Origin of the sequence: Prevotella communis (genome assembly GCF_022024115.1) — a bacterium.
In the GTDB taxonomy this organism is placed as follows: domain Bacteria; phylum Bacteroidota; class Bacteroidia; order Bacteroidales; family Bacteroidaceae; genus Prevotella; species Prevotella communis.
In genome coordinates this window covers 1,294,336-1,310,007 of the sequence record NZ_CP091792.1, presented here as the reverse complement: position 1 = coordinate 1,310,007, position 15,672 = coordinate 1,294,336, and the positions used below count along the sequence as shown (strand labels likewise).

At 48.2% G+C, this 15,672-nt stretch carries 13 protein-coding genes and 4 tRNA genes; 3 read left to right on the top strand and 14 right to left on the bottom strand.

Annotated features, from left to right (window positions below; translation table 11 throughout):
* Positions 1–41: 41 nt before the first annotated feature.
* Entirely contained in the window at positions 42–1,103 is a 1,062-nt protein-coding gene (locus L6468_RS05070; RefSeq protein WP_237795945.1) for a sugar kinase, read from the top strand.
* Between the two features lie 203 nt (positions 1,104–1,306).
* On the top strand, positions 1,307–2,356 hold the full coding sequence (ilvC, locus tag L6468_RS05065; protein WP_237795943.1) for a ketol-acid reductoisomerase: 1,050 nt from the start codon (positions 1,307–1,309) through the stop codon (positions 2,354–2,356).
* A 79-nt stretch (positions 2,357–2,435) separates the two neighbouring features.
* Here ilvC and L6468_RS05060 read toward each other — a convergent pair whose 3' ends face one another.
* From L6468_RS05060 to trpS, 14 genes are all read right to left on the bottom strand, one after another.
* Positions 2,436–3,209 (bottom strand): glycoside hydrolase family 25 protein, encoded by a 774-nt coding sequence (locus L6468_RS05060; protein WP_237795941.1) that lies wholly within the window; start codon positions 3,207–3,209, stop codon positions 2,436–2,438.
* A complete protein-coding gene (gldE, locus tag L6468_RS05055; protein WP_237795939.1) occupies positions 3,206–4,537 on the bottom strand; it encodes a gliding motility-associated protein GldE in 1,332 nt (443 codons plus the stop codon). Before gldE ends, L6468_RS05060 begins: the two co-directional genes overlap by 4 nt.
* A 9-nt stretch (positions 4,538–4,546) precedes the next feature.
* Positions 4,547–4,969 carry a single-stranded DNA-binding protein gene (locus L6468_RS05050; RefSeq protein WP_091853148.1) on the bottom strand — a complete coding sequence of 141 codons (423 nt, stop codon included), beginning with the start codon at positions 4,967–4,969 and terminating at the stop codon, positions 4,547–4,549.
* Positions 4,966–5,520 carry a hypothetical protein gene (locus L6468_RS05045; protein ID WP_237795931.1) on the bottom strand — a complete coding sequence of 185 codons (555 nt, stop codon included), beginning with the start codon at positions 5,518–5,520 and terminating at the stop codon, positions 4,966–4,968. Before L6468_RS05045 ends, L6468_RS05050 begins: the two co-directional genes overlap by 4 nt.
* 40 nt (positions 5,521–5,560) lie before the next feature.
* Positions 5,561–5,633: transfer RNA gene (locus tag L6468_RS05040), tRNA-Gly, on the bottom strand.
* A gap of 22 nt (positions 5,634–5,655) precedes the next feature.
* Positions 5,656–5,739: transfer RNA gene (locus L6468_RS05035), tRNA-Leu, on the bottom strand.
* Between the two features lie 29 nt (positions 5,740–5,768).
* Positions 5,769–5,850: transfer RNA gene (locus L6468_RS05030), tRNA-Leu, on the bottom strand.
* A 48-nt stretch (positions 5,851–5,898) separates the two neighbouring features.
* Positions 5,899–5,971, bottom strand: a tRNA-Gly gene (locus L6468_RS05025).
* A 103-nt stretch (positions 5,972–6,074) separates the two neighbouring features.
* On the bottom strand, positions 6,075–7,211 hold the full coding sequence (gene nspC, locus L6468_RS05020) for a carboxynorspermidine decarboxylase (RefSeq protein WP_091853146.1): 1,137 nt from the start codon (positions 7,209–7,211) through the stop codon (positions 6,075–6,077).
* A gap of 18 nt (positions 7,212–7,229) precedes the next feature.
* Positions 7,230–10,472, bottom strand: coding sequence for a carbamoyl-phosphate synthase (glutamine-hydrolyzing) large subunit (gene carB, locus L6468_RS05015; protein WP_237795928.1), 3,243 nt, complete (start codon positions 10,470–10,472; stop codon positions 7,230–7,232).
* Between the two features lie 40 nt (positions 10,473–10,512).
* Positions 10,513–11,592 (bottom strand): glutamine-hydrolyzing carbamoyl-phosphate synthase small subunit, encoded by a 1,080-nt coding sequence (gene carA, locus L6468_RS05010; RefSeq protein ID WP_237795921.1) that lies wholly within the window; start codon positions 11,590–11,592, stop codon positions 10,513–10,515.
* Positions 11,593–11,676: 84 nt separating this feature from the next.
* Positions 11,677–12,477, bottom strand: coding sequence for a polysaccharide biosynthesis/export family protein (locus L6468_RS05005; protein ID WP_237795914.1), 801 nt, complete (start codon positions 12,475–12,477; stop codon positions 11,677–11,679).
* 95 nt (positions 12,478–12,572) lie between these two features.
* Positions 12,573–13,979 (bottom strand): glucuronate isomerase, encoded by a 1,407-nt coding sequence (gene uxaC / locus L6468_RS05000; protein ID WP_091815605.1) that lies wholly within the window; start codon positions 13,977–13,979, stop codon positions 12,573–12,575.
* Positions 13,980–14,015: 36 nt separating this feature from the next.
* Positions 14,016–15,062, bottom strand: coding sequence for a tryptophan--tRNA ligase (gene trpS, locus L6468_RS04995; RefSeq protein WP_237795913.1), 1,047 nt, complete (start codon positions 15,060–15,062; stop codon positions 14,016–14,018).
* Between the two features lie 280 nt (positions 15,063–15,342).
* Here trpS and L6468_RS04990 point away from each other — a divergent pair, with 280 nt between their 5' ends.
* Entirely contained in the window at positions 15,343–15,657 is a 315-nt protein-coding gene (locus tag L6468_RS04990; RefSeq protein WP_237795912.1) for a hypothetical protein, read from the top strand.
* Positions 15,658–15,672: the final 15 nt, after the last annotated feature.

The window sequence follows — 15,672 nt, the reverse complement described above, 5'->3', positions numbered from 1 at the left end:
GAGGCCTGAAACTTGAAACATGAAACTAGATTATTAAAGATATGAAAACTAAAGTAGTGACTTTCGGAGAATTACTGCTCCGCTTTTCAAAATTAGATCATCAACGTTTGTCGCAAGGCGACTATTTCACCAGCAAATACGGCGGTAGTGAGGCGAATGTGGCTGTGTCGCTGGCCACACTGGGCGACAACGTACAATATGTCACCCGACTGCCCAACACGCCCGTCGGTCATGCCGGAGCTCAGAACCTGATGCAGCTGGGTGTGGACTGTCGCTATATACAATGGGGCGGACAGCGCATCGGCACATATTACATGGAACCGGCAGCTGGCATGCGCTCGGCGAAAGTCATCTACGATCGTGCCAACTCGGCCTGCTCGGAGATAGAGCCTGGCATGATACCCTGGCGAGAGATTCTGAAAGATGCTGCCGTGCTGCATGTATCGGGCATCACGGCTGCCATCTCACAGAGTTCGGCAGATGCCACCTTCGAGGCACTCGACATTGCCGACGAGATGGGTGTCAAGATTGCATTCGACATCAACTACCGCAAGAACCTGTGGCAGTATGGCGCAGACCCTCGAGAGACACTGAAACGGATGCTCGCCCACTGTGACCTGATGTTTGGCGATGCCATCGAGTTTGAATGGATATGCCAGCGCAAACAACCTCCCTTCACGGCTCTTGACTCTAGTTTTGAGATGCAGATGGACGAATACCGTGAATGGTTTGACGACCTGCACCGTGAGTTCCCCCGCTGCAGAAAATGGCTCATGGGCATGCGCAACATGGTGGCATCGAGTCATCACCTGCTCACTGCCCTACTCTTCACTAGCGACAATGGTACAGACTACGACCTTCTGAAGGCACCTATCTACGATATCAACGGAGTTGTAGACCCATCGGGGGTTGGCGATGCCTTTATGGGCGGACTGCTTCATGCCATCAACGCATTCCCTGATGATAACCAGCGTCAGTTGGAGTATTCACTGGCAGCATCAACACTCAAAAACACCATTCCGGGCGACTTCAATCTGGCTACTGATGAAGAGATTCAAAGTCTGATTGACGACAAAACCGTAAAGATAAAGACCTATTTTTAAATAAAAGTATAAGAAAATTTGGCTACATCATAACAATTTGTTACCTTTGCAGTCAATTATAATGATATTAACCCCCTCGTCACACCTTCGCGTAAGGTGAGAATGGACTTCAAGAAGACGGTGGTGGACACCAAGCGTCCGGTTCTCGGGCAGGACTGGCATAGTTCATAGGGATAAGTTTAACTTTAAAAACATTTGTAATTATGGCACAAATGAATTTTGGTGGCGTTATCGAGACTGTTGTCACCAGCAAGGAATTCTCTTTGGAGAAAGCACGTGAAGTATTGAAGGATGAAGTAATCGCAGTGATCGGTTACGGTATTCAGGGACCTGGTCAGGCCTGCAACCTGCGCGACAATGGTTTCAACGTGATCGTCGGACAGCGTCAGGGCAAGACCTACGAGAAAGCTGTAGCCGATGGTTGGGTACCAGGCAAGACCCTCTTCTCTATCGAGGAGGCTGCCGAGAAAGGTACTATCCTTTGCATGCTGCTAAGTGATGCTGGTCAGATTCAGGTATGGCCCACCATCAAGCAATATCTGAAACCCGGAAAGACGCTCTACTATTCTCATGGCTTCGCTATCAACTGGAGCGATCGTACCGGTGTTGTTCCTCCAAAGGATGTTGATGTTATCATGGTTGCTCCTAAGGGTTCTGGTACATCTCTTCGCACCATGTTCTGCGAGGGTCGCGGACTGAACTGCTCGTACGCTGTTTATCAGGATGCTTCGGGCAAGGCAAAGGATAAGACACTGGCCTTTGGTATCGGTATCGGTGCCGGCTACCTGTTTGAGACAACCTTCCAGCGTGAGGCTACATCTGACCTGACTGGTGAGCGTGGTTCACTGATGGGTGCTATCCAGGGCTTGCTGCTGGCTCAGTATGAGGTGCTGCGCGAGAATGGCCACACACCTTCTGAGGCATTTAATGAGACTGTTGAGGAACTCACACAGAGCCTTGGCCCGTTGTTTGGCCAGAAAGGTATGGACTGGATGTATGCCAACTGCTCTACAACGGCTCAGCGCGGTGCGCTTGACTGGGCTCCCCGTTTCCACGATGCGATAAAGCCTGTGATGGAGTGGCTGTACTACTCTGTGAAGACTGGTAATGAGGCTCAGATCAGTATCGACTCTAACTCTAAGCCCGACTATCGTGCTGGACTGGAGAAGGAGCTTGAGGCTATGCGTAATCAGGAGATGTGGCGTGCCGGCGAGACTGTTCGCAAGTTGCGTCCTGAGAATCAGGAAGACTAATTCCCAATAAACTACATAAAAGAATGTCGGGTTCCAATGTGGAGCCCGACATTTTTTTCTTATCATCATAGGGATGCACTTAATGGATAAAGCGCAACTCACGTAACTTATGGTCGCCCATGATATAACTTTTATCGACCAGTCCTCCAACGCCTCTGATGCGTCCCTTTGAGGTATACTGCCAGATGATATAGTCACGATTATCTGCCAGCACCGGCGGCTCATCAGCATACATAGCCACCATCAACTGATAATCATTGATCTTACCTAAGAGATGCTTGTTATAGAAATTACGGAAGGTATAAATCAGAGGTTTCTGGTGATAAGCCTCTTCCAACATATCCAGAAACTTAAACAGCGAGTCACAAAAAGCCTCTGTCGACAGTTTTCCAACAGTCTCCACATCCAACATAGGAATCAAATCTTGCTCACCTGGCAGACACTGAGCAGTAAAATTATCCAATTGCTGCTTAAGGTCAGACATCGGACGGAAGAAATGATACGAACCCACCTTCAGCCCATAACGATGAGCCAAATCGATATTCCTCTCATATCTCTCATCGATACGGTCACCACCCTCCGTAGCTTTCAGATAGACATAAGCCATCTTGGTATTCTCGCCTACGGTCTCCCAGAACACTTCACCCTGGTAATGACTCATATCCAACCCATGCACATGATTGCATGTATCCTCGCAACAGACATAGGGATTCTCATGAATAGTAGGTTTAGCGACAACCCTTGTCACTTTAGCACGTCTGCGTGTCTTTCTCTTCTTTCTGGTTTTCGCGTCTACATCATTTACTGCCATGCAGCAAATACACAATATCAAGAATATAGTCAGTTTCCTCATTTTTCCTCTTCAGTTTTCTCTTCTGCTTGCAGAATTACCTTTATTTTTGAGATGCGGTGTCCATCGAGTTCAATAATCTCAAACTTAAATCTGCCATACGTAAAGCGCTCATTCTCCTGGGGGAAATCACCCTTCAACTCCAACAGCAGACCAGCCAAAGTATCTGCATCACCCTCAACATCCTCAAACACATCATCATCAAGGTTCAGTATCTTATAGAAATCACTGAGCAGCGTCTTACCTTCAAACACATAGGTATTGGCATTGATGCGTACGTAATTCTTCTCTTCTTCGTCGTACTCATCATTGATCTCGCCCACAATTTCCTCTAGGATATCCTCCAGGGTGATGAGTCCACTGGTGCCACCAAACTCGTCCACAACGATGGCAATATGTACCTTGTTCTCCTGGAAGTCACGAAGCAAGTCGTCAATCTTCTTCGTCTCAGGCACGAAATACGGAGGACGAATCAGCGACTGCCAACGGAAAGCAGCTGATTTTCCTAGATGCGGCAGCAGGTCCTTGATATACAGGATGCCACGCACATTATCGATAGAATCCTGATACACGGGAATGCGGGAGTAGTTGTTCTCCACGACACACTTCAGAACCTCTGGAAACGTAGAACGAAAATTCAAATCCACGATATCCTGTCGGCTGGTCATCACCTCCTTGGCTGTCTCGTCGCCAAAGCGCACAATGCCCTCGAGCATGTTTTTCTCTTCCTTCAGTTCTTCCTTATCTGTAAGCTCCAACGCCTGTTCCAAATCGTCCACACTGAGCACATGATTCTCTTTCTGCACCACCTTCTCGGCCAGTGCTCCAGAGCGTATCAGGATAGATGACAAGGGGTAGAACAACTTGCTCAGCAAGGAGATGGCTGGGGCAAATGTACGACAGATAGCCAATGCATGTTGCGCGCAATACACCTTTGGCACAATCTCACCAAAAAGCAATAAGAGGAAGGTCAGTACAATCGTGACAACCAGAAACTCCAACCACTTTGCAGCTCCAAAATCAAACAAAGAAGCCATAAAGAAGTTACAGAGCATAATGATGGTCACATTCACCAGGTTATTCGTAATCAGAATCGTGGCCAGCGTGCGCTCTGAGTCATTACGCAGACGCTTGATATAACCATCAGCCTTGTTCTTCTCCTCGTCAAGCTCACTCAAGTCTGTAGGCGAGAGGGAGAAGAAGGCTATCTCTGAACCCGATGCAAAGCCTGACGCTACAAGTAGCAAGCAAGCCAATATGGCTGAAAAAATCTCTCCGAAACCAATGGGATTCAGGTGTACCTCGTTGATGATATCTTGAAGATAATCCATTTCTTAATATTAGAACGGAAGGGCATCCGACTGACTGCTTTCCGACGTAGTATCAGTAGCAGTTGTCTGGCTTGCTGTGGCAGTTTGCTCCTGCTGACCCGTAGGCTTTGCAGAAAGCATCTCCATGTTGTCAGCCCAGATTTCAGTCACATACTGACGCTGTCCCTGCTTATTATCATAAGTAGAATAACGCAGTCGGCCCTCAATATATAGTTTATCTCCTTTATGCACATAGCGCTCCACAATCTCAGCCAGACGGCGCCACATTATCACATTGTGCCAATCAGTACGATCAGGCACCTGCGTACCATTCTGAAGCGTATATCCTTTCTCTGTTGTGGCAAAACGGAAACGAGCCACAGCAACTCCCTGCTCTACATAGCGTACCTCAGGGTCTGTGCCAACATGGCCTATCATCATTACCTTATTCATGATCGTAATGGTTTTGCTTCACCTAAATAACGGAACTTGAAATTCTTACCCTTGGCTGAGGGGAACTGACTGCGCTCATCCACACGCTCGCGCAGATGACTGACTATACGATTGTAACAATCCAAACCAGAGTAAGCCTTTACCTGAGCTACAAACTGCGTATCACGATACTGGAACTTACCTGTACCTGGTACCAACAACACACGCTTGAAGTTCAGTTCACCTTCATACCAGCCTTCGCGTTCCTCGTTCAACTTCAATACAGCAGGAATTGGCTGACGCTCCTTCTGACCATCCTCGGCAGGATGCAGCGCACGCTTCTCTTTGAAGTCCTGCATGGTAGCAGCCTCAGTCTTGATGATAATGAAATAAACCCGGGGACGAATCTTATAGCGTTTAGGATAGTAAACATCACTTGCGGCATATTCACGGATATCAGCCTCAAGAACAGGATTCATACCAATCTCGTCGATATTATCTAAGAATTCTATTGCTTCATCGACACTCGAAACAAGTGTCTCGCTGTCAAAGTATCTTAAGTATAAATTCATGTTTGTGTGAAAAGGTTGTTTTCCTAAATAAAAAAAAGAGAGCGGAAAACGGGACTCGGACCCGCGACCCCAACCTTGGCAAGGTTGTGCTCTACCAACTGAGCTATTTCCGCAATTCTTATCAAAAAAAAGAGGTGAAGAGGAGGAGACTCGAACTCCCACGTCGCAATTGACACTACCCCCTCAAAGTAGCGCGTCTACCAATTCCGCCACCTCTCCAACAAATTTTTACATATTGAAAAAAAGAGTGCCCAGAACAGGACTCGAACCTGCACGCCTTGCGGCACACGCACCTGAAACGTGCGCGTCTACCAATTCCGCCACCTGGGCAATTTATGATTAAGGCCTTCCCTAATCTCTCTTTTTGTTCAATCTGTGAGCGGAAAACGGGACTCGGACCCGCGACCCCAACCTTGGCAAGGTTGTGCTCTACCAACTGAGCTATTTCCGCGTTACTTCTTTATTAGAAGTGCATCTCTCTCGATTGCGGATGCAAAGGTACTACTTTTTTTTGAACTACCAAAACTTTTCCGATTTTTTTTCAAAAAAAAGTGCTAATCCATGCGGTTTCGGTAGTCTTCATAGCCAAAATGGCGCAAAATCTCCAATTTTCCGTCCTTATGAAGCATCGCAAGAGCTGGATGAGAGATACCATTGAACATGCAAGTTTTTACAGTCGTGTAATGAATCATGTCCTCAAAAATCACCTCTTCTCCCACTTTTAATTCATGATCGAAGCGCCATGAGGACATAAAATCACCACTCAGGCAACTATTGCCTCCCAAACGATAGACATATTCTGAGGTTTGAGACTGGAGACTGGAGGATTCTTCTACGATTTCTGCCCCTCTCACCTCTGGCATATATGGCATCTCCAGACAGTCGGGCATATGACAAGTAAAACTTACATCCAGAATAGCCGTACGGATACCCTTATCCTCTACAATATCCACCACATGACTCACCAGTGGACCCGTTTGCCAGGCAAAAGCGCTACCTGGCTCAAGGATAATCTTGAGCCAGGGATAACGCTCATGTAGTCCCTTTAATATATTAATAAGGTGAGGCACATCATAATCCTTACGTGTCATCAGATGACCACCACCCAAATTAAGCCACTTCAACTGTGGGAACCACTTAGAGAATTTCTCCTCAATATGCACCAACGTACGTTCCAGTACGTCAGCACCACTCTCACAGTGACAGTGACAATGAAAGCCCTCGATATTAGCAGGCAGTGTCTCTGGCAACTTATCGGCAGTAATACCGAATCGGGTGCCAGGCGCACAGGGGTTATAGAGCATGGTGCCAACCTCTGAATACTCAGGATTCACGCGCAGACCAATGCTAGCCTTCCCCTCTACCCTATCATGGAAGCGCTCATACTGTGACAGCGAGTTGAACGTCAGGTGGCTGCTGCACCTCACGATATCATCTATTTCCTCGTCAGTATAGGCCGGTGAATACGTGTGAGCCTTGGCACCAAACTCCTCCAGCGCTAGGCGAGCCTCACTCAGGCTGCTGGCCGTAGTACTGTTGATATACTCCCTGAAAATAGGAAATGTTTTCCACAATGCAAAAGCTTTGAATGCCAGGATAATCTCCACGTCGGCCTCTTTAGCCACGTCGGCAATCAGTTGCAGATTCCTACGCAGCAGCGTTTCCTCAATGATATATACGGGTTCTTTCATCAAATCAATCAGTTCAAATTATTTATATTCGCTCCACGACTTGATGCCAATACCATCCAGTCCCACCTTACAGAAAGCCTCGATGAAGGCAGCTGCCAGACGGGCATTGGTAATCAGTGGCACGTTGAGATCGATGGCAGCACGACGAATCTTGTAACCATTCGTCAACTCGTGGGTAGTCAGGTCCTTCGGAATATTCACCACCATGTCTATCTGATGATTGTGGAGCAGGTCGAGTGCTGAAGGCACATTACCTGCAGCCCCCTCTTCCTCAGAAGGCCACAAGGCACGGGTATTCTCCACACCATTCTCCGTGAGATATTTCGAAGTACCATCCGTAGCATACAACTCATAGCCATGCTTCACCAGCATACGGGCAGCATCCAGCATCTCAGCTTTCTGCTTGGCACCACCCGTTGACAGCAGCACAGTCTTCTTGGGAATACGGTGTCCCACAGAGAGCATAGCCTTGAGCAGTGCCGTGTCGGTATTGTCGCCAATACAACCTACCTCACCGGTAGAAGCCATATCCACACCCAGCACGGGGTCAGCCTTCTGTAAGCGGTTGAATGAGAACTGCGAAGCCTTGATACCCACATAGTCGAGGTCGAACAAGTTCTTCGAAGGTTTCTCCACAGGCAGTCCCAGCATCACCTTCGTAGCCAGGTCAATCATATTCATCTTCAGCACCTTTGACACGAATGGGAAGCTACGTGAGGCACGCAGGTTACACTCAATCACCAGGATATCATTCTCGCGAGCCATATACTGGATGTTGAACGGACCATTGATATTCAGCGCCTTGGCAATCTGACGAGAGATACGCTTAATACGACGCACAGTCTCCACATACAACTTCTGCGGTGGGAACTGAATCGTGGCATCGCCTGAGTGCACACCGGCAAACTCGATATGCTCAGAGATAGCATAAGCGATAATCTCACCATTCCTTGCCACAGCATCCATCTCAATCTCCTTGGCATGCTCAATAAACTTAGACACCACGACGGGATGATCCTCGCTGACGTTAGCAGCCAACTTCAAGAAGCGTTCCAACTCCTCATTATTAGAACAAACATTCATGGCAGCTCCCGAGAGCACATACGAAGGACGCACCAGGACAGGGAAGCCCACACGCTCCACAAACTGGTTGATATCATCCATAGATGTCAGTGCACTCCACTCAGGCTGGTTGACACCCAGCTCGTTCAACATCTGCGAGAACTTAGCACGGTCCTCAGCACCATCGATATCCTTAGCCTGTGTACCCAGGATATTGACACGCTGCTCGTCCAGATGCACAGCCAGGTTGTTAGGAATCTGACCACCAGTTGAAACAATGACACCGTGAGGAGCCTCCATATCGATGATATCCATCACACGTTCGAAGGTCAGTTCATCGAAATACAGACGGTCACACATATCATAGTCGGTTGACACCGTCTCAGGGTTATAGTTAATCATCACAGAGCGCCAACCTTCCTTACGGATGGTGTTCAGAGCCTGCACACCACACCAGTCGAACTCTACGCTCGAACCGATACGATAGGCACCAGAACCCAGCACGATGATGCTTCTCTTGTCATTCTCATACTGTATGTCACTTGCCACGCCTGAGTAAGTGACATACAGGTAATTGGTCTGAGCAGGATACTCTGCAGCCAGTGTGTCAATCTGCTTCACCACAGGTGTGATGCCAAACTGCTTTCTGCGATTACGCACCAGCAGAGAAGCCTCGTGCATATTACGGCACTCACTCTCCAGTCCGATAGCACGGGCTATCTGGAAGTCGGTAAAGCCATAGACCTTGGCCTCGCGCAGAAGCGACTCTTCCAGCGTGTTGATATTAAATTTCTTCAGTTGCTCGTCGATATCGATGATATGCTGCAACTTCTCCAGGAACCACTTATCAATCTTTGTCAGTTCATGAATCTTGTCGATATCATACTCAGGCAGATGCATAGCCTTTGAGATGACGAAGATACGCTTGTCTGTAGGCTCACGCAGCGCAGCGTCGATATCTGCAATCTTCAGTTCCTTGTTCTCCACGAAGCCATGCATACCCTGGCCAATCATACGCAGACCTTTCTGGATAGCCTCCTCAAAGGTACGACCGATAGCCATCACCTCGCCTACCGACTTCATGCTGGAACCCAGCTCCTTGTCAACACCATGGAACTTAGACAGGTCCCAACGAGGAATCTTACATACCACATAGTCGAGGGCGGGCTCAAAGAAAGCACTCGTAGTCTTGGTGACACTGTTCTTCAGTTCAAACAGACCATAACCCATACCCAACTTAGCAGCTACAAAAGCCAGGGGATAGCCAGTGGCCTTTGATGCCAGGGCTGATGAGCGTGACAAACGGGCGTTCACCTCGATGACACGATAATCCTCTGACTCTGGGTCGAAAGCATACTGCACGTTACACTCACCCACGATACCGATATGACGGATAATCTTGATGGCCAGCGCACGCAACTTATGATATTCTGAGTTTGTCAAGGTCTGTGAAGGAGCCACCACGATACTCTCGCCGGTGTGGATACCCAGCGGGTCAAAGTTCTCCATGTTACATACGGTGATACAGTTGTCGTAACGGTCGCGCACCACCTCGTACTCTATCTCCTTCCAACCCTTCAGGGACTTCTCTACCAGCACCTGTGGCGAGAACGAGAATGCCTTCTCGGCCAGAGCGTTCAACTGCTCCTCATTGTCGCAGAAGCCACTGCCCAGACCACCCAGGGCATAAGCAGCACGCAGGATGATAGGATAACCCAGTTCGGCAGCAGCCTTACGGGCATCAGCGATATTATCACATGCCTGACTCTTGATGGTCTTCACATTGATCTCGTCCAGTTTCTTCACGAAGAGCTCACGGTCCTCAGTATCCATGATAGCCTGAACGGGCGTACCCAGCACCTTCACGTTGTACTTCTCCAGCACACCACTCTGATACAGTTCCACACCACAGTTCAATGCTGTCTGACCACCAAAGGCCAGCAGGATGCCGTCAGGACGCTCCTTCTCGATAACCTTCTCAACGAAATAAGGTTGAACAGGGAGAAAATAGACCTGGTCGGCCACACCCTCTGAGGTCTGCACCGTAGCGATATTAGGATTGATAAGCACCGTCTCGATACCCTCTTCCTTCATTGCTTTCAATGCCTGTGAGCCACTATAGTCGAACTCACCTGCCTCACCAATCTTCAGGGCGCCACTGCCCAACAGTAATACCTTCTTTATATTATTGTCCTTCATCTTCTTATTCTTTTTTACCTTTTTACCCTTTTACCTTTTCTTAGAGTGTCTCAATAAAACGGTCGAACATAAACTCTGTGTCTACAGGACCTGAACAAGCCTCGGGGTGGAACTGGCTTGAGAACCAGGGGTGCGTCAGGTGACGGATACCCTCGTTAGAGCCATCGTTCATATTCACGAAGAGCTCACGCCACTCATTACCCAGAGTAGTTGCATCTACAGCATAACCATGGTTCTGCGAGGTCACATAGCAGCGGTTGGTGCCTACCTCACGCACGGGCTGGTTGTGAGAGCGGTGACCATACTTCAGTTTGTAGATAGTGGCGCCACCAGCCTTGGCCAGCAACTGATTACCCATACAGATACCACAGATAGGTTTGCGGCTCTGCGACATCTGTTTCTTCAGAATTTCCACGGCATCCACACACTTGTCTGGGTCGCCAGGACCATTAGCCAGAAACAGGCCGTCGAAAGCCATATCCGTGTAGTCGTAGTTCCAAGGCACACGGATCACCTCTACGCCACGATTTATCAAGCAGCGGATGATATTGTTCTTCACGCCACAGTCCACAAGCACCACCTTACGACCGGCACCTTCGTTGTAGCGAATCACATCCTTGCACGACACACGCTCTACCCAGTTGATGGAACCATAGTCAGCACCCTCGGAATCCTCAGCATCTTCCATACCCTCGAACACCAGTTTACCCATCATCACACCATGCTCGCGCAGCACCTTGGTCAACTGGCGGGTGTCTATGCCAGTGATGCCAGGCACCTTCTCACGCTTCAGCCAGTCACCCAGACTCTCGCATGCATTCCAGTGAGAGTAAGCCTGAGAATAGTCGCTCACAATGATGGCCGAGGCATAGATGCGGTCACTCTCCATGAAGGTAGCGATGCCATTATCCTCTACCGTGAAGGGAGGCACGCCATAGTTGCCTACCAGAGGATAAGTGAGTACCATTAACTGACCTGCATAACTGGGGTCTGTAAGACTCTCGGGATAGCCCATCATAGCTGTGTTGAAAACCACTTCGCCAGCTACTGGACGCTCGTAACCAAAACTCTTTCCTTTGAATTCTGTTCCATCCTGAAGAACAAGTGTTACTGCTTTCATTATCTTGTGTTTATATATATATGTTTTATTTCTGTCTAGTTGATATAAAAAAAGATTGGGGAAAAATGCCCCAACCTTTTTATGTTATTTCTTTAATATGTTGTAAAGCAACGATGTCAACGAAATAAGAATAGACGTTGCAGAGAACCAAAGCGTCGTCATGCTACCAACGCTGGAGTTCTGCGCTTTCACCTTGTTTGGCGTCACGTAAACCACGTCGTTCTGTTGCAAATAGAAATACGGCGAATTGATGATGTCGGCATCGGTGAGGTCGAACGTATGGATAGACTTCTGGCCAGAAGCATCCTCACGTATCAACTGCACATTCTTACGCTGACCGTAGATGGTCAGGTCGCCAGCCTGTGCCAAAGCCTCAAGGATAGAGATCTTCTCACGTGACACGGTAAACGTACCGGGACGTGCCACCTCACCAATCACGGAAATCTGATAACCCGTCATACGTACGGTAACGATGGGATTCTCAGCAGCAGCCATGAAGGGCTTGATTTTCTCCTGAATCATCTTCTCGCACTCAGACTTTGTCAGTCCACCTACATGAATCTGTCCTAACACCGGATAGTTGATATTACCTTCATTATCTACCAGGTAGGTCTGGAGCATTGCCTGTGAATAGGTACTACGTGAATTGGCCGTATAAGGTGTTGGCACCGTCAGGTTGAAAGGCACAGCAGCCTCGTCATCGGTAGTGCTCACCGTGATGGTCAACTGATCTTTTGGCATGATGCGGGCATCATACAGATACTGTGACTTAGACAAATCAACCTCGTTTGAATTCTGGAAATAGGCAACGTGTTTGTGACTTGCACAACCAGCAAGCAAAACGACTGCCATTACCAACAAAAGACTTTTATTAAGAAGCTTCATTCTAAAAATCATTTTATTTCGGCTGCAAAATTACTGCTTATTTTCGACATACGCAAAAAAAGGAGGAGTTTTTTGAAAACCCCTCCCTATTTTTATCAATAGAACTTGAAATATCTGCGAGCATTGTTGTAGGAAATATCCTCAACCATGCGAGCCAGGGTCTCACGATCATCGGGCAGCAGTCCCTTCTCCACGTCGTTACCCAGCAGGTTACAGAGGATACGGCGGAAGTATTCGTGACGAGGATATGAGAGGAACGAACGTGAGTCGGTCAACATACCCACGAAGCGACTCAGCAGGCCCAGCACTGACAGGGCGTTCATCTGCTTAATCATACCGTCCATCTGGTCGTTGAACCACCAGCCTGAACCGAACTGGATCTTTCCGGGCTCACCACCCTGGAAGTTACCCAGCATGGTAGCGATTACCTCGTTGGCACAGGGGTTCAGTGTATATAATATGGTACGCGTGAGCTTGTCTTCCATGTTCAGTTTGTTGAGGAACTTAGACATAGCCTTGGCGGTGTTGAACTCACCTATAGAATCGAATCCAGTATCAGGACCTAACTGATTGAACATCTTGGTGTTATTATCGCGGATGGCACCATAGTGGAACTGCTGTGTCCAGTCGGCCTCGGCATCCATTTCTGCCATACGGGTCAGGAAGCAGTTCTTAAACTGGCGCACCTCCATGTGTGACAATTGCTGTCCACGCATAGCCTTCTCGAAGATGGTCTCAATCTGTGAGTCGGTATAGTCCTCATCATAGAACTCCTCGATACCGTGGTCAGACAACTTACAGCCATTCTCAGCGAAGAAGTCGTGACGCTTCTGCAGGGCATCTACCATATCGGCAAACTTCACGATGTTGACACCACTGACCTCAGCCAACTGCTCCACATATTTAGAGAACTCGGGTTTCTCGATGTTCATGGCCTTGTCGGGACGCCATGCAGGAATCATGATGGGATCGTCAGCAGCCTTGTGGCGGGCATACTCAATATGGTTGTGCAGGTCGTCCACGGGATCGTCGGTGGTACACACACACTCTACGTTGTAGTGTTTCATAAGTCCACGAGCAGAGAACTCGGGCTGCTTCAGCTTTTCGTTACACTCGTCAAAGATCTCACGGGCGGTCTTGGGGCTCAACTGCTTCTCAATGCCGAAAGCGGTCTTCAGCTCCAGGTGTGTCCAGTGATACAAGGGGTTACGGAAGGTGTAAGGCACCGTCTCGGCCCATTTCTCGAACTTCTCCCAGTCGCTGGTATCCTTACCGGTGCAGTATTTCTCATCCACGCCATTGGTACGCATGGCACGCCACTTATAGTGGTCACCACCAAGCCACAGCTCTGTGATGCTCTTAAACTTATGATCGTTGGCCACCATCTCTGGAATCAGGTGGCAGTGATAGTCGATAATCGGCATCTTAGCCGCGTGGTTGTGATACAGGTCCTGGGCAACTTCTGTCTCCAGAACGAAGTTCTTGTCATTGAATTGTTTCATTGATCTTATGTTTTAAGTGGTTAATAGGATTATATCTTATCCAAAATAATCTATCTGCATAGCCTTACGCACCTCACTCATGGTCTGGGCACCCACCTCACGGGCAGCCTCGGTGCCCTTCTTCAGGATATTGTAGATCTCGGGGATATCCTTCTCCAGTTCTGCACGACGCTGACGCATGGGCTCCAGGTACTGGTTGAGCACCTCGTTGAGGAACTTCTTGCATTTCATATCGCCCAGTCCACCGCGGGTATAGTGCTCCTTCAGTTCGTCCAGATTCTGATACTCAGGCCAGAAGTTCTTGAAGTCCTCGTCGGTAGAGAAGGCATCCAGATAGGTGAACACAGCGTTACCCTCCACATGACCCGGGTCTGAGACGTTCAGGTGCGTGGGGTCGGTATACATAGAGCGTACCTTCTGCCACACCTCGTCGGCAGAGTCTGACAGGTAGATACAGTTGCCCAGACTCTTTGACATCTTTTCCTTACCGTCTGTACCGGGCAGACGACGGGCAGTGAGGTTCTCGGGCAACATGATATTGGGCTCTACCAATACGGGGCCGTAGGTATTATTAAAACGGTTCACCAGTTCGCGAGTCACCTCGAGCATAGGCTCCTGGTCCTCACCAGCAGGCACTGTGGTGGCTTTAAACAGAGTGATATCGGCAGCCTGACTCACAGGATAGCAGAAGAAGCCCAAGGGGATGCTCTCGCCCTCAAAGCCGCGCATCTTGATTTCGGTCTTCACCGTAGGGTTACGCTGCACGCGACTCACGGATATCAGGTTCATCAGATAGGTGGTCAGTTCGGCCAACTCAGGAATCTGGCTCTGAATAAACAGTGTACATTTCTCGGGGTCCAGTCCGGCCGACAGATAGTCGAGTGCCACCTGCGTGATGCTATTACGAATTTTCTGTGGGTTGTCAGCATTATCTGTGAGAGCCTGAACATCGGCCATAAACACAAACATTCTGTCATAGTCGCCAGCATTCTGCAGTTCCACACGACGACGCAATGAGCCCACGAAATGGCCCAGGTGCAGTTTTCCAGTAGGACGGTCGCCCGTCAAAATCACTTTTCCCATATTTAATTTTATACGTGTTAGTTTCTATTGGAGTGCAAAGGTACGATTAAGTGAGCAAAAAACCAAATTAATACGACGTTTTTATTTGCGACGACTGACCTTTTTTCTTGTTTTAATTATTGTTTCTGAACGAAAGGCATGTTATACGCCGTTAAAAATGTTAATTTATTTAAGTATTATGACGGATATAGCCATCAAGACACTTCTTGCAAACTGTAGTAACTTTGTACGCGCAAGGTCAGATAGACTTGCATAATAAATAATTTAAAAAGCAAAAAAAATGAAGCATTTTTACAACCGTCCGACCCACCTTATGGGAGATGGACTGGAAGGTAAGTTATTGAGTTTCCTTTTCTTACAAATTAAGCGAAAAAGAGGCCTCACTACATTTATTACTAAAAAGGCTGGTATTAACGGAAAATGGCTTAACCCCGACAAGCCCTACAACATCAGTGCCGAGCACATGTTTAAAATTATAGAAAAAAAGGCGGATTACCAAGGGCGCGAAGAGTGCATGAAAGATATGGAAGAATTCATTGACTACTTTTATAAAATTGTTCAGGAAACGCGAAAATCCCGCATGGATCCTCCGTGATTTCCATTTGACACC

Excerpts from the sequence above, each read along its gene's own strand:
- L6468_RS05050 (WP_091853148.1), bottom strand. The coding sequence starts at position 4,969 with ATGAATAAGGTAATGATGATAGGCCATGTTGGCACAGACCCTGAGGTA.
- ilvC (WP_237795943.1), top strand. The coding sequence starts at position 1,307 with ATGGCACAAATGAATTTTGGTGGCGTTATCGAGACTGTTGTCACCAGC.
- L6468_RS05060 (WP_237795941.1), bottom strand. The coding sequence starts at position 3,209 with ATGAGGAAACTGACTATATTCTTGATATTGTGTATTTGCTGCATGGCA.
- gldE (WP_237795939.1), bottom strand. The coding sequence starts at position 4,537 with ATGGATTATCTTCAAGATATCATCAACGAGGTACACCTGAATCCCATT.
- carA (WP_237795921.1), bottom strand. The coding sequence starts at position 11,592 with ATGAAAGCAGTAACACTTGTTCTTCAGGATGGAACAGAATTCAAAGGA.
- L6468_RS05045 (WP_237795931.1), bottom strand. The coding sequence starts at position 5,520 with ATGAATTTATACTTAAGATACTTTGACAGCGAGACACTTGTTTCGAGT.
- carB (WP_237795928.1), bottom strand. The coding sequence starts at position 10,472 with ATGAAGGACAATAATATAAAGAAGGTATTACTGTTGGGCAGTGGCGCC.
- L6468_RS05070 (WP_237795945.1), top strand. The coding sequence starts at position 42 with ATGAAAACTAAAGTAGTGACTTTCGGAGAATTACTGCTCCGCTTTTCA.
- L6468_RS04990 (WP_237795912.1), top strand. The coding sequence starts at position 15,343 with ATGAAGCATTTTTACAACCGTCCGACCCACCTTATGGGAGATGGACTG.
- trpS (WP_237795913.1), bottom strand. The coding sequence starts at position 15,062 with ATGGGAAAAGTGATTTTGACGGGCGACCGTCCTACTGGAAAACTGCAC.
- uxaC (WP_091815605.1), bottom strand. The coding sequence starts at position 13,979 with ATGAAACAATTCAATGACAAGAACTTCGTTCTGGAGACAGAAGTTGCC.
- nspC (WP_091853146.1), bottom strand. The coding sequence starts at position 7,211 with ATGAAAGAACCCGTATATATCATTGAGGAAACGCTGCTGCGTAGGAAT.
- L6468_RS05005 (WP_237795914.1), bottom strand. The coding sequence starts at position 12,477 with ATGAAGCTTCTTAATAAAAGTCTTTTGTTGGTAATGGCAGTCGTTTTG.